Source organism: Rouxiella sp. T17, assembly GCF_036663475.1.
Lineage (GTDB): Bacteria > Pseudomonadota > Gammaproteobacteria > Enterobacterales > Enterobacteriaceae > Rouxiella.
Genome location: NZ_JAWUEA010000038.1, coordinates 160,663 through 174,299, shown reverse-complemented (window position 1 = coordinate 174,299; position 13,637 = coordinate 160,663). Strand labels below are relative to the sequence as shown.

10 protein-coding genes and 1 pseudogene are annotated in these 13,637 nt (G+C 54.0%); 2 read left to right on the top strand and 9 right to left on the bottom strand.

What is annotated here, in order from left to right; genetic code table 11:
• Positions 1-40 precede the first annotated feature (40 nt).
• The gene (locus SC206_RS17190) at positions 41-655 is read right to left on the bottom strand and encodes a LysE family translocator (protein ID WP_332739046.1); all 615 of its coding nucleotides are present in this window, start codon (positions 653-655) and stop codon (positions 41-43) included.
• Positions 656-1,077: 422 nt separating this feature from the next.
• On the opposite strand from SC206_RS17190, the gene folA reads away from it, so the two are divergent.
• On the top strand, positions 1,078-1,566 hold the full coding sequence (gene folA / locus SC206_RS17185) for a type 3 dihydrofolate reductase (RefSeq protein WP_332739044.1): 489 nt from the start codon (positions 1,078-1,080) through the stop codon (positions 1,564-1,566).
• 142 nt (positions 1,567-1,708) lie between these two features.
• Here folA and apaH read toward each other — a convergent pair whose 3' ends face one another.
• The 6 genes and pseudogenes from apaH to lptD all read right to left on the bottom strand — a co-directional run bounded on the left by apaH (position 1,709) and on the right by lptD (position 8,683).
• On the bottom strand, positions 1,709-2,569 hold the full coding sequence (apaH, locus tag SC206_RS17180; RefSeq protein ID WP_332739042.1) for a bis(5'-nucleosyl)-tetraphosphatase (symmetrical) ApaH: 861 nt from the start codon (positions 2,567-2,569) through the stop codon (positions 1,709-1,711).
• Between the two features lie 39 nt (positions 2,570-2,608).
• Positions 2,609-2,986 (bottom strand): Co2+/Mg2+ efflux protein ApaG, encoded by a 378-nt coding sequence (gene apaG, locus SC206_RS17175; protein WP_332739040.1) that lies wholly within the window; start codon positions 2,984-2,986, stop codon positions 2,609-2,611.
• Positions 2,987-2,999: 13 nt separating this feature from the next.
• A complete protein-coding gene (gene rsmA, locus SC206_RS17170; RefSeq protein ID WP_332739038.1) occupies positions 3,000-3,854 on the bottom strand; it encodes a 16S rRNA (adenine(1518)-N(6)/adenine(1519)-N(6))-dimethyltransferase RsmA in 855 nt (284 codons plus the stop codon).
• 65 nt (positions 3,855-3,919) lie between these two features.
• A pseudogene (gene pdxA, locus SC206_RS17165) lies at positions 3,920-4,918 on the bottom strand (4-hydroxythreonine-4-phosphate dehydrogenase PdxA); the annotation flags it as partial.
• Positions 4,908-6,203: a peptidylprolyl isomerase SurA gene (gene surA, locus SC206_RS17160; protein ID WP_332739034.1), complete on the bottom strand. Its 1,296-nt coding sequence runs from the start codon at positions 6,201-6,203 to the stop codon at positions 4,908-4,910. The gene surA and the pseudogene pdxA, both read right to left, overlap by 11 nt.
• A gap of 122 nt (positions 6,204-6,325) precedes the next feature.
• Complete coding sequence (lptD, locus tag SC206_RS17155; RefSeq protein WP_332739183.1) at positions 6,326-8,683, bottom strand: LPS assembly protein LptD; 2,358 nt, start codon at positions 8,681-8,683, stop codon at positions 6,326-6,328.
• A gap of 198 nt (positions 8,684-8,881) precedes the next feature.
• Here lptD and djlA point away from each other — a divergent pair, with 198 nt between their 5' ends.
• Positions 8,882-9,745 (top strand): co-chaperone DjlA, encoded by an 864-nt coding sequence (gene djlA / locus SC206_RS17150; RefSeq protein WP_332739031.1) that lies wholly within the window; start codon positions 8,882-8,884, stop codon positions 9,743-9,745.
• Positions 9,746-9,879: 134 nt separating this feature from the next.
• Here djlA and rluA read toward each other — a convergent pair whose 3' ends face one another.
• A complete protein-coding gene (rluA, locus tag SC206_RS17145; protein ID WP_332739029.1) occupies positions 9,880-10,566 on the bottom strand; it encodes a bifunctional tRNA pseudouridine(32) synthase/23S rRNA pseudouridine(746) synthase RluA in 687 nt (228 codons plus the stop codon).
• Entirely contained in the window at positions 10,563-13,460 is a 2,898-nt protein-coding gene (rapA, locus tag SC206_RS17140) for an RNA polymerase-associated protein RapA (protein WP_332739027.1), read from the bottom strand. Before rapA ends, rluA begins: the two co-directional genes overlap by 4 nt.
• Between the last annotated feature and the right edge of the window lie 177 nt (positions 13,461-13,637).

The following is a 13,637-nucleotide window of genomic DNA, read 5'->3' as shown; positions in this document are numbered from 1 at the left end:
CGTGGATGCGCTTTTTTTATGGGGTATTTTCAGCCGTTTTTTAGCTTAACGCCACTTTAATGCCGAGGGCGATCAGTACGCCGCCGAGCAGTTTGTCGATCAGCTTTTGCGCCTTCGCCAGACCGCGACGCACCGGACCGCTCTGGATAAGGATCACCAGCATCGGCCACCAAATCACCGACAAGCCGACAATGATCGAGGCGTAACCCAGCTTCTCGCTGAGGGTCGAGTTAATCTGCAAAACCTGCGTAAACATCGCCAGGAAAAACAACGTTGCCTTTGGATTCAGCAGGTTGCAGAGATAACCCTGCACAAACGCCTTGCGCAAGGTCACCTGCTGCGGCGCGATGTTCTCGAGATTCATCTTGCTGTTGGTGCGCGAAAACAGCGCCTGAATACCGACCCAAATCAGATAAGCCGCGCCGACATATTTTAGTAAATCAAACAGCCAAGGCGTTTGGGTGATAACCACCGCCAAACCGGCCACGCAGTAAGACATGTGGGTTATCACGCCGCAGACCACGCCCGCAGATGTCATCAACGCCGCCAGGCGCGGATAGCGCGCGGCATTTTTGATAACCAGAAAGAAATCCGGGCCCGGGGAAATCATCCCCAACGCGGCGATCGTGGCGACAAACAAGGAGGTTTCAAGCATTAAACTGACCGTCATCAAGGAGCAAGCAAAATAGTGGCGGCATCATACGCCAACTGCCGATTTTTAACAGGGGGTGCGCACAAGGGTTTATTTCGTTTGTATACTTAATCAGCCAAAATGTATTGAACAGTTTACATGCGTGACAATTCTGCACCACGCCGTAGCAGGATCCGCTGGATAGCCGCGCGCAGGTGATGCGTTGAACCTCATCCCGCGAAAAGGGTCAGTACATTGTGCTAACTAAGCCCGCTGCTGCTAAGAGGTCTCTTATATCTTTAGCGGAGTATCGACGGCGGAATAGCCTTTCCGTATAGTGTGGCTCTTTTCTGCCCCGACATAGAATGTGTTCCTGGTCTGCTGTATGTCGTCTGCCGGCGGAGCCACGAATACGTTCTTATTAGCTCTTCACCAAAGGTTTCACGATGATTATCAGCCTGATCGCTGCAATGGCAGCGGATCGCGTTATCGGTATGGAAAACGCCATGCCTTGGCATTTACCGGCTGACCTGGCCTGGTTCAAGCGCAATACGCTGAACAAACCGGTTATTATGGGGCGCAAGACATTCGAATCGATCGGCCGACCGTTGCCCGGTCGTCTCAACATTGTTATCAGTAGTCAGCCCGGAAATCACGAAGGTGTCACTTGGGTCACCTCCGTTGAAGACGCGCTGAGCACGGCGGGCAGTGTCGAAGAAGTGATGGTGATTGGCGGCGGACGTGTTTACACGCAGTTCCTGAACCGCGCCAACCGTCTTTACCTGACGCACATCGATGCCGAAGTTGAAGGCGACACCCAGTTCCCTGATTACGAGCCAGACGAATGGGAAAGCGTGTTCAGCGAATTCCACGACGCGGATGAAGCCAACACGCACGGTTACTGCTTCGAAATTCTCGACCGTCGCGGCGAATAATCGGCGAGTTTGTTAGATTGCTCGATGAGTAAATCGAAAGATTATTAAAGCTTCACCCATGCAAAAGGCATCCCTTTCCGGATGCCTTTTTTGTTGTTCTTTGCCTGCTACGGCAGCTATTTGAAGAAAACGCGGCAGGAAATTACATCGCTTTCGGCACGGACGCGTGCTCTTTATCTTTGTCTTTCTTGCGATTGGAAGGCTGCGTGAAATACGCTTTATCTTCCCAGCGCAGCAGCGTCATTTCGCCGCCCCAGCAACAGCCGGTATCCAGACCGTACACGCCTTCCGGTGTGCCTTTGCCTTCGAGCGAAGCCCAATGACCAAAGATAACGCTGTAACCTTCGTCCATCACCAGACTCGGTAACGCGAACCACGGCTTGAGCGGACGCGGCGCATCGTCGGGCGCGTCTTTGCAAATCATGTCCAGCTGGCCGTTCGGGAAACAGTAGCGCATCCGGGTCAGCGCGTTGGTGCTGAAACGCAGGCGAGCAAGGCCCGTCAGCTCTTCCGACCAGTTGTTCGGCATGTCGCCGTACATCGCATTCAGGAACAGCGGATAGCTGTCGCTCGACAAAATCGCTTCGACTTCGCGGGCGCACATTTTAGCGGTTTCAACGTCCCACTGAGGCGTAATGCCGGCGTGTCCCATAATAATCTTCTGCTCTTCATCGACCTGTAAAACGGGTTGACGGCGTAGCCAGTTGATCAGCGTGTCGGCATCTTCCGCTTCAAGCAGCGGCGTGAGTTTGTCTTTAGGTTTATTCGGCGTGATGCCCGCGAAAATCGCTAACAGATGCAGGTCATGATTGCCCAGCACCATGCGCACCGCGTCGCCCAGACCGCTGACAAAGCGCAACACTTCCAGCGATTGCGGACCTCGTGACACTAGATCGCCCGTCAGCCAGAGAGTATCGTGCTCGGGATTGAATTCAACCTGATGCAAAAGGGCTTGCAGCTCATCGAGACACCCGTGGATATCCCCAACTAAATATGTCGACATTTGACCTTCTTACTTGAAACAGGGGCGAAAATAATAGGCTTAGTTGATAAGCGTGGGCAGCGCAAGGCGGAAGACGGGGATCGCCACGCGGAAAGCGTCGCCATTGTGGTCGATCATTTCGTAATGACCTTCCATCGTACCCATCGGCGTTTCGAGGATCGCGCCGCTGGTGTAGTGGAATTCACCGCCGGGAACAATCAGCGGCTGTTCGCCAACGACGCCTTCGCCCTGAACCTCGGTCTTGTGGCCGTTACTGTTGGTAATCAACCAGTAACGGCGCAGCAGCTGTACGTTAAAGCGCCCGAGATTGCGCACAGTAATGGTGTAAGCGAAAACATATCGCTGTTCTTCCGGTATCGACTGGGACTCAATGTAGATACTTTGGACCTGAATACTGACTCGCGGCGCATTAAGCATAACGTGACTCCGGTTAAGGTTGCTGTTCGTTGCTTTGCTGTTCGTTGTCTTGTTGATCTTTAGCCTTGCGGGTTGAGATCCAGTTTGCCAGCTTGCAATACTGTTCGACAGAAATGTTTTCGGCACGCATCGAGAGATCAAGACCCAGCTCGGTCATTTGTTCCGGAGTGAACAGGTGACCCAGGCTGTTGCGCACGGTTTTGCGGCGCTGGTTGAACGCGTCGGTGGTAAGACGGGCCAGAATGCGGATGTCGGAAACCGGATAAGGGATTTCCGCGTGCGGCGTCAAACGTACCACGGCAGAATCGACTTTAGGCGCAGGCGTAAAGGATTCTGGCGGCACTTCCAGCACGGGAATGACGTTACAGTAATACTGTGCCATCACGCTCAAACGGCCATAGGCCTTGCTGTTCGGACCCGCAACCAGACGGTTGACCACTTCTTTCTGCAACATGAAATGCATGTCGCTGATAGCGTTGGTGTAGGTGAAAAGGTGGAACATCAGCGGCGTCGAGATGTTGTAAGGCAGGTTGCCGAACACGCGCAGCGGCTGGCCCAGCTCTTCTGAAAGCTCGCCAAAGTTGATGGTCATGGCATCGGCCTGAATGATCCGCAGCTTGCTGCCGATTTTCGGATGCACTTCAAGACGGGCCGCCAAATCGCGGTCAAGCTCGATGACGGTCATGCTGTCAAGACGTGACGCGACAGGCTCGGTTAACGCCGCCAGACCGGGGCCGATTTCAACAACGGCTTGGCCGGGCATTGGGTGGATAGCGGAAACGATACTGTCGATGACAAACTGATCTTTTAAAAAGTTTTGTCCAAAACGTTTACGGGCGAAGTGGCCTTGGTGGACTCGATTATTCATTGCTGTGTTTTATCACTACTGTTGTTGTCGGTGCTGACAGAAGTTGTCGCGGCAGACAAGGTATTGTCATTACTGACTGAGGCCATGTTAATGGCAAGATTTAAAGCGGTAATAAAGCTGCCTACGTCGGCTTTGCCGGTGGCAGCGAGATCCAGCGCGGTGCCGTGATCCACCGAGGTGCGGATGAAAGGCAATCCGAGGGTGATATTCACGGCGCGGCCGAATCCCTGATATTTTAACACCGGTAAGCCCTGATCGTGATACATGGCTAACACGGCATCGGCATGTTGCAGATATTTCGGCTGAAAAAGCGTGTCAGCGGGCAACGGACCAATCAGGTTGATGCCTTTTTCACGCAGCGAATCAAGCGCTGGCGTAATGGTGTCTATCTCTTCACGTCCCATGTGGCCGCCTTCTCCTGCATGAGGATTCAGGCCGCACACGTAAATCTGCGGGGACGCGATACCGAATTTGGTTTTCAGATCGTTGTCGAGAATGGTGATGACTTCGTGCAGGCTCTGCTGGGTAATGGCATCGGCAACGTCTTTCAACGGCAGATGCGTCGTCGCCAGCGCAACGCGAAGCTCTTCGGTCGCCAACATCATCACCACGCGCGAGCACAGGCTGCGATCGGCAAAGAATTCCGTATGTCCGGTAAAGGCAATACCGGCATCGTTGATAATGCTTTTCTGAACCGGACCCGTAATCAGCGCCGCGAATTCACCGTTCATCGCGCCGTCGCAGGCGCGAGCCAGCGTTTCGACCACGTACGGACCGTTGGCGACGTTCAACTCGCCCGGCGTAACAGCCTCGGCCAGTTGCACCGGCAACACGGTTAAGGTGCCGGCGGCCTGCGGTTTGGCAAAGCCCGGACGATAATCGAGTAACCGAATAGGGAGGTTCAACGCCTTGGCGCGTGAAAGCAGCAAAGACGGGCAGGCACAAACGACAAGCTCAACGGGCCAGTCCCGTTGAGCCAGTGCGAGTACCAAATCGGGTCCAACCCCGGCAGGTTCGCCGGGGGTAATGACCACGGATTGCGTCACATGGGAATTATTGTCCATTGCCATCCAGAATTTTCACGTACGACTGAGCACGCTGTTCCTGCATCCAGGACTGTGCCTCTTCGGCAAATTTACGGTTGAACAACAGGCGGTAAGCCTTGTCTTTCTGCACGGCATCGGTGCGGTCAACCTGACGGGTATCCAGCAGCTGAATCAAATGCCAGCCGAATGAAGAGCGCACTGGTGCACTAAGTTCGCCTTTTTTCAGTTTCAGCAACGCATCGCGGAACGCCGGATCGTACATGTCAGGCGAAGCCCAACCCAGATCGCCGCCCTGATTGGCTGAACCCGGATCCTGCGACAGCTGTTTCGCTTCGTCGGCAAAGTTTGCACGACCTGCACGAATTGCCGTGGCGACCTGTTGAAGTTTAGCCTGCGCCTGCGCATCTGTCAGAACCACGGAGGTTTTGAGCAGAATGTGGCGAGCGTGAACTTCGGTCACGGAAACTTTTTGGTCAACGTCACGGATGTCGTTGATTTTCAGGATGTGGAAACCAACACCTGAACGAATCGGGCCGACAACCTGACCTTTCTTCGCGTTAGCCAGCGCTTCGGCAAACAGTGAAGGCAGACCCTGCAACTTGCCCCAGCCCATTTTACCGCCGTCCAGCGCGTGCGGATCGGCAGAGTAGGTCATGGCAGTTTTTGCAAAATCGGCGCCACGGTTCAGGTCGCTTACCAGCTTTTTAGCCAGCATTTCGGTCTGATTAACCTGATCCTGCGTCGGGTTCTGCGGCAGAGGCAGCAAAATGTTGCTGAGGTTGTATTCGGCTTCGTTACCGGTCTGCGCAACCAGCTGTTTGGACAGCGCGTCAACTTCCTGCGGCAGAATGGTTACACGACGGCGAACTTCACCGTTACGCACCTGAGAAATCAGGATCTCTTTGCGAATCTGGCTGCGGTAAGTGTTGTAGTTCAGGCCTTCATAAGCCAGACGGCTACGCAGCTGATCGACAGTAATGTTGTTCTGCTGCGCGATGTTGGCGATGGCTTTGTTAACGTCATCGTCAGTCAGCGTGATGCCCATTTTTGTCGCCATCTGGAGCTGGATATTGTCCATAATCAGGCGATCGAGAATCTGGCGACGCAGCGTTTTTTCATCGGGAAGCTGCTGTTTTGCTTCTTTTGCCTGCTGCTGTACGGATTGCAGCATGTCATTGACTTCGCTTTCCAGAACGACGCCGTTGTCTACAACAGCGGCGACTTTATCAACCTCTTGAGGTGCTGCGATCGCGGTGTTGGCACAAAGCACCGCGCCGAGGAGAAGTGTTCTCCAGTTCTTCATACTTTATCCATTTATTTTAATCCGCAAATGCGGGTTCAAGTTTCAAGTTTACTGAATTCAACGGGCGTTCAAAGCCTGACGTTCCTGAAAGCTCGGTTTCAAAAACGTCAGACGTTTAAAATCTAGAAAGCGCGTTGATAAGGCAGTATGCCACTGGCTAACATTTCTTTGGTACCCAGGCTTTGATTGCTGCTTAGGCCACGAAGTTCAATGTTAAATGAAATACGGTTGTCATAAACGCTGCCAGGCGTAGAACTCGTGTAATCCCATTCAGTAATTCGACGTTCATAACCGAAGTTAACCGCCCAGCAACAGGTGCTGTACTGCACGCCCAGCAAGGAATCGGCTGTCTGCTTGGCTTTGGTGTCGTAGTAATACGCGGCGACAACGGCCCAACGGTCGGCAATCGGCCAGCTGCCGATAATTCCCGCCTGAGAAATACCCTGCTGATATCCCGGGTTGGTCAGATTCGGTAACGTTGCCTCAATATATTCGGGGCTGGCATAACGGTAGCTCAACTGAACCATTTTTTCGGCGGCGGAACGGTATTCGAGAATCGCATCGCCCACTGCCAGCGCATCAAGACGCGCGTCGTACTGCAATCCGCCGCGGAAGGCCAGCGTATCGTTGATTTTGTAGTAGGTGTCGCCTGCCCACACCATGCTACCTTTGTCGTCGTTCTTGTCTAAACTACTGCTCGCATCGCCGGTACGTGGAGGCGTGAAGTAGTAGATCTGACCGGCAGAAACGTTGAAACGTTCAACCAGGCTGTCATCGTAAATACGCGTAGTCACGCCCGACGCCAGCTGGTTGGCCGAAGCAATACGGTCTAAACCGCTGTAGCTTCTGTCGCGGAACAGGCCAGTATAGTCGGTTTGCAGCAGCGTGGAGTCATATTGCTGCACGGCGCTCTGGTCGCGATACGGAATATAGAGGTACTGCAAACGCGGTTCCAACGTCTGCGTGTAGCCTGGATTCCAGTCCATCGGACGGTCAAACACCATTTTACCGTCGCTTTTAAACTCGGGTAAAACGCGGTTGTAGGTACTTTTGAGCTTGTTGTCCGGGAACATCTCGTTGTAGCTGTTCGGGATGTCCTGCTCATAGTGGGTCGCCATGACCTTGACTTCGTTATCCCAGCTGCCCCAGCGATTGCTCAGCGGCAGGTCAATCTGCGGCGCGATATGCCAGCGGGTCGCATTTGGATAGATCGGGTTAACGTTGGTGAATTTCGCCACCTGTCCGTAAGTATGGAAATTAAACGGACCGATATCGTCTTTATAGTAGTTAAGGTCCAGCTGCGGCATGGCGCGGTAGACGTTAGTACTGGTCGTGGTGGTGTCGGCGAAAATCTGGAACTGTTTGGTCGACAGCGTCGCATCCCAATTTTCATCAGCATACCCTACGCTGAATTTTTGAGCAGCATAACCGTCGGTCGTCGATCCGTATTTGGAATCCAGATCGGTAAAGTAGTAAGGATCACTGACTTTGGTGTAGTCAACGTTGAAGCGCCACACCTGATCGTAGACGCCGTTATGGCTCCAGTAGTACATCCAGCGCTTGGTTTTATCCACGCTTGGGTGATCGTCTTCTACCAGTTTGTCATTGGCCAGATAATCGAATTCCATCACGCCCGAACCGGCGACGGTCAGGTAGCGGAATTCGTTTTGCAGCTGCGTGCCACGCTTACTCATATAGTGCGGAGTAATCGTTGCATCGTAGTTTGGCGCGATGTTCCAGTAATAAGGAACGATCAGCTCGAAACCGTTATTGCTGCCATATTTGGCGTTCGGGATCAGGAAGCCGGAACGACGACGATCGCCGATAGGAAGCTGCATATACGGACTGTAGAACACCGGAACCGGGCCAATGTGAAAACGGGCGTTCCAGATTTCGGCCAACTCTTCCTGACGGTCTTCGATAACGGTCGTTCCTACCACGCTCCAGCTATTATCGCCGGGTAGACAGGAGGTAAAGGTGCCGTTGTTCAAAATGGTATAACGGTTGTTGTCGCGCTGCTTCATCAAATCCGCGGTACCACGGCCCTGACGACCTACCATCTGGTAATCGCCTTTCTCGACGTCGGTATCTTTGGTATTCAGGTTGGAGAAGGCTTTTGGCCCTTTCAGTTTGACCTGATTATCGAAATACAGCACGTCGCCGGTCGCCGTCGCGGTGCGCAGCGGCGTGGTCTCGTTAGGATGAGAAATTTGATTCAGCTGAACCTGGTCCGCTTTCAACGAACTGTTACCCTGCTCAACCGTCACATTGCCGGTGTACACCGCGCTGTCGGGATAATTACCCTGAAGATTGTCGGCGTGGATAGTCACAGGAAGCTGATTGGGATCGCCCTGAACCAGAGGTTTATCATAGGTCGGCACACCGAGCATGCATTGTTCAGCGAGATCGGCCAGCGCGCCCTGGCTATAAAGTGCCGTCCAAATCATTGTGGCCAGCAGGGTGGGGAAGCTTTTTTTCATACGTCTATTTTTCATACGTAAAATGTGTGTTCCGTCATCAGAGGCGTCATGCCGGCAAACGGTCAGAGACTATCTTACTCATCATCGTTGCGCTAGTGTTAAATCCGCGGTGTTAACGCTGTCGCCGTTAGGCACAGCGATAAATGCCGGTTATGATAAAGCAAATCTTACGCGACGGCATTGTGAATTGAGGAGTATATGCAGTATTGGGGAAAGCTGCTCGGACTTATATTGGGCTATCTGTCTGGTGTAGGCTTCTGGGGAATCGTATTGGGGTTGTTGATCGGACACATGGTTGATAAGGCACGCGCCGCGAGAAGCCGTGGATTTTTTGCCGATCAGCAAACACGTCAAACCATTTTTTTCCGCACCACCTTTGAGGTGATGGGGCATTTAACCAAATCAAAAGGACGAGTGACAGAAGCAGATATTCAGATTGCGAGCCTGTTTATGGACCGCATGCAGCTGCACGGCGCACAGCGTGAGTCGGCGCAGCAGGCGTTTCGAATCGGCAAGGGCGGTACTTATCCTCTGCGCGAGAAAATGCGTGAAATGCGCAGCGTGTGCTTTGGCCGTTTCGACCTGATCCGCACTTTTCTGGAAATTCAGATTCAGGCGGCATACGCCGGGGGTTCGCTGCATCCGAACCAGCGAACGGTGCTCTACGTGCTTGCCGAAGAGCTGGGCATTTCGCGTCATCAGTTTGACCAGTTCCTCTCGATGATGGAGGGCGGCCAGCAGTTTGGCGGCGGCTATCAGGGTTCGGGTCAAGGCAACGGGTATGCTCAGGGCAACGGCTATTCGCAGGGCGGCTATTCAGGCAATCATCGGCGGACGCCTCACGGCCCAACGCTTGCCGATGCCTGTAAAGTGCTGGGCGTGGCGGCAACCGACGACGTCACGACCATCAAGCGCGCCTACCGCAAGCTGATGAGCGAGCATCATCCCGACAAGCTGGTGGCAAAAGGTTTGCCGCCAGAAATGATGGAGATGGCCAAGCAAAAAGCGCAGGCGATTCAAGCCGCTTATGACCTGATCAAGCGTGAGAAAGGCTTCAAATAACGCGTCTGCCGTTGTAGATCGTTGAGGTCAGCTTCTGAAGTAAACAATAGAAGCCAAAAAAACGCCGTGAGTTAAATCACGGCGTTTTGCTTTTTACTTTTAATAAAACGGAACGACAGAAGCAAGGTCCGTTTCTAAAAATCCGGATCGCAGCTAAAGGTCATCGGCTCATCGGTAATCGGATGATAAATTGAGAGCTCCTGCGCGTGCAGCTGCAAACGAGGCGCCATCGCCAGCGCTTCTGGATGCGCATAAAACTTGTCGCCAAGAATCGGATGCCCCAGCGCCAGCAGGTGAACGCGCAGCTGGTGCGAACGGCCCGTAATCGGACGCAATTTTACTCGCGTCGTGCCGTCATTATCATAAGAAAGCACCTCATACTGAGTCAGCGCTTTCTTGCCGGTTTCATAGCAAACCTTCTGCTTCGGACGATTCGGGTAGTCGCAGATCAGCGGCAAATCGATGATGCCGTAATCTTCCGCCATGTGTCCCCACACCCGCGCAATATAGGCTTTCTTGGTTTCGCGCTCGCGGAACTGACGTTTAAGCTCGCGTTCAGCCTCTTTGGTCAGCGCCACGGCAATCACGCCGCTGGTCGACAGGTCCAGACGATGGACCGATTCTGCAATCGGAAAATCGCGCTGAATACGGGTCATCAGACTGTCGTGATGCTCGGCGGCCTTGCCCGGAACAGAAAGCAGGCCGCTTGGCTTGTTCACCACCATCAGATGTTCGTCCTGGAACAGCACCCGCAGCCACGGATCCGTGGGCGGATGGTAGTTTTCAAGTGGCAGAATGTTCGACGGTGGTGGCGTTATCATTGATGGCTTACCACGACCAGACGAATGGCATCGAGACGCCAATTCGCATCGTTAAGACTGTTGAGCACCTGCTGACGGTTTGATTCCACCGACTCCAGCTCGTCGTCGCGAATATTCGGGTTCACTTCTTTCAGCGCTTTCAAACGTTCAAGTTCTTCAGTTAGCTGTTGGTTAGCTTCGATTTTCGCGGCTTCGATTAACGCCTGCGCTTCGACGGCCACCAGCGGCTCGGCCTGCAACAGCATCGCGTGAACGTCTTGCTGCACGGCGTTAACCAGTTTGCTGGAGTTGTGACGATTAATCGCATTCAGCTGGCGGTTAAAGCTTTCGAACTCAACCTGAGCGGCCAGATTGGTGCCGTTTTTATCCATCAACATGCGCACCGGCGTTGGCGGCAGGAAGCGGGTCAGCTGCAGATGCTTCGGTGCCTGACACTCAACCACGTAGAGCAACTCAACCAGCAGCGTGCCTACTGGCAGCGCCTTGTTTTTCAAAATAGAAACGGCACAGCTGCCGGTATCGCCGGAAAGGATGAGATCCAGACCGTTGCGAATAATCGGGTGTTCCCAGCTGATAAACTGCGCATCTTCGCGAGACAGCGCCTGTTCACGGTCGAAGGTTACCGTGCAACCATCCTGCGGAAGCCCTGGGAAATCAGGTACCAGCATGTGATCGGACGGGGTCAGAATGATCAGGTTATCGCTGCGGTCTTCCTGATTAATACCCACGATATCAAACAGATTGAGCGCAAAATTCACCAGATTGACGTCGTTGTCCTGCTCGCCAATTGCCTTCGCCAGCGCCTGAGCCGGTTCGCCGCCGTTGGAATGCATCTCGAGCAGGCGGTCGCGGCCCTGTTCCAGCTGCTGTTTCAGAGCGTCGTGCTGCTCGCGGCAGGTGACGATAAATTCGTCCAGACCTTCCTGCTCGGCAGGCGTCGCGAGGAAGCCGATCAGCGCCTGATAGCTGCCGTCATAAATAGTACGGCCGGTCGGGCAGGTGTGTTCGAACGCATCCAGACCTTCGTGGAACCAGCGTAACAGGATAGCCTGCGCGGTTTGCTCCAGATAAGGCACCATGATTTCGATGTCATTCTGCTGGCCGATACGGTCGAGACGACCAATACGCTGCTCCAGCAGATCCGGGTTAAACGGCAGGTCAAACATCACCATTTTGCTGGCGAACTGGAAGTTGCGGCCTTCGGAACCGATTTCGGAACACAGCAATACCTGCGCGCCATCTTCTTCGGAAGCGAAATAGGCGGCGGCGCGGTCACGTTCGATAATCGACAGACCTTCGTGGAACACGGCGGCACGAATCGCCTCGCGCTCACGCAGAACCTGCTCCAATTGCAGCGCGGTCGCGGCCTTGGCGCAGATCACCAGCACTTTCTTGTCACGGTTGGCGGTCAGATAGCCAAGCAGCCACTCGACGCGCGGGTCGAAGTTCCACCAGGTGGCGTTGTCGCCTTCAAATTCCTGATAGATTTGCTCCGGATAAAGCATGTCCAGCGCGCGCGCTTCCTGAGTTTTCTTGCTGCCCATGATGCCCGAGACTTTAATCGCGGTTTGATACTGGGTCGGCAACGGTAACTTGATGGATTCAAGATGACGCTGCGGGAAGCCTTTCACGCCGTTACGGGTGTTACGGAACAGCACGCGGCTGGTGCCGTGGCGGTCCATCAGCATCGCAACCAGCTTTTTAGCCGCGTCTTCGTCGCCCTTATTAGCGGCGGCCAGCAGGTTATCGACGTCGGCATTGCCCACGCGTTCGCCCAGCAGCGCCAGCGCGTCAGAAGTCAGCGGCTGTTTGTTGAGCAACAGGGTGACGGCGTCAGCCACCGGCTGATACTGATTCTGTTCTTCGATAAATTCTTCGTAATCGTGGAAACGATCGGGATCGAGCAGGCGCAGGCGCGCAAAGTGGCTTTCCTGACCCAGCTGCTCTGGCGTTGCCGTCAGCAGCAGCACGCTCGGAATATTTTGCGACAGCTGCTCAATCACCATGTATTCACGGCTTGGCGCGTCTTCGCTCCACACCAGATGGTGCGCTTCGTCGACGACCAGCATGTCCCATTCGGCGTCGTTCAGCTCTTCAAGACGCTGCTTGTTGCGGCGCACGAAATCAAGAGAACAGATAACCAGCTGCTCTGACTCGAACGGGTTAGTTGCGTCGTGACGCGACTCGGCGTAGCGATCGTCATCAAACAGAGAGAAACGCAGGTTGAAGCGGCGCAGCATTTCGACCAGCCACTGGTGTTGCAGCGTTTCAGGCACCACGATCAGCACGCGTTCGGCGCGACCAGACAGCAGCTGCTGGTGGATTATCATCCCGGCTTCAATGGTTTTACCCAAACCGACTTCATCCGCCAACAGGACGCGCGGCGCGTGACGCTGACCCACTTCATAGGCGATGTGCAGCTGGTGCGGGATCAGGCTGGCGCGCATACCGCGCAGGCCGCCAAACTCCAGACGGAACTGTTCACGCTGATATTTACGCGCACGAAAACGCAGCGCAAAACGGTCCATGCGATCGATTTGACCCGCAAACAGACGGTCCTGAGGCTTGCTGAAAGTCAGCTTGCTGTCGAGCAGCACCTCGCGCATCGCGACACCTTCTTCCTCGGTGTCCAGACGTGTCCCCACATAAGTGAGCAGACCTTTGTCCTCAACGACTTCTTCAACTTTCAGCTGCCATCCCTCGTGACAACTGATGGTATCGCCCGGATTAAACATTACGCGGGTGATGGGTGAATCATTTCTGGCATACAGGCGGTTTTCACCAGTAGCGGGGAAAAGCACGGTAACCATGCGCGCATCGACCGCCACGATAGTACCTAAACCTAATTCGCTTTCCGTATCGCTGATCCAGCGTTGACCAAGTGTAAAGGGCATAATGTCTCTCTGTGTCTGACTGATTGGGGCCACCTTTAACGAGCAGGTAATCGGGCCCTTAACTGTTAGTACTAAATTTTACGTAATAGCTTTTCAATCCCCGCCCGAGAGGCGTGGAGTCATTAAATGTGCGAGGTTAGATAAGAAACGGGAAAGGGCGCTATGTTAATTGAAGGT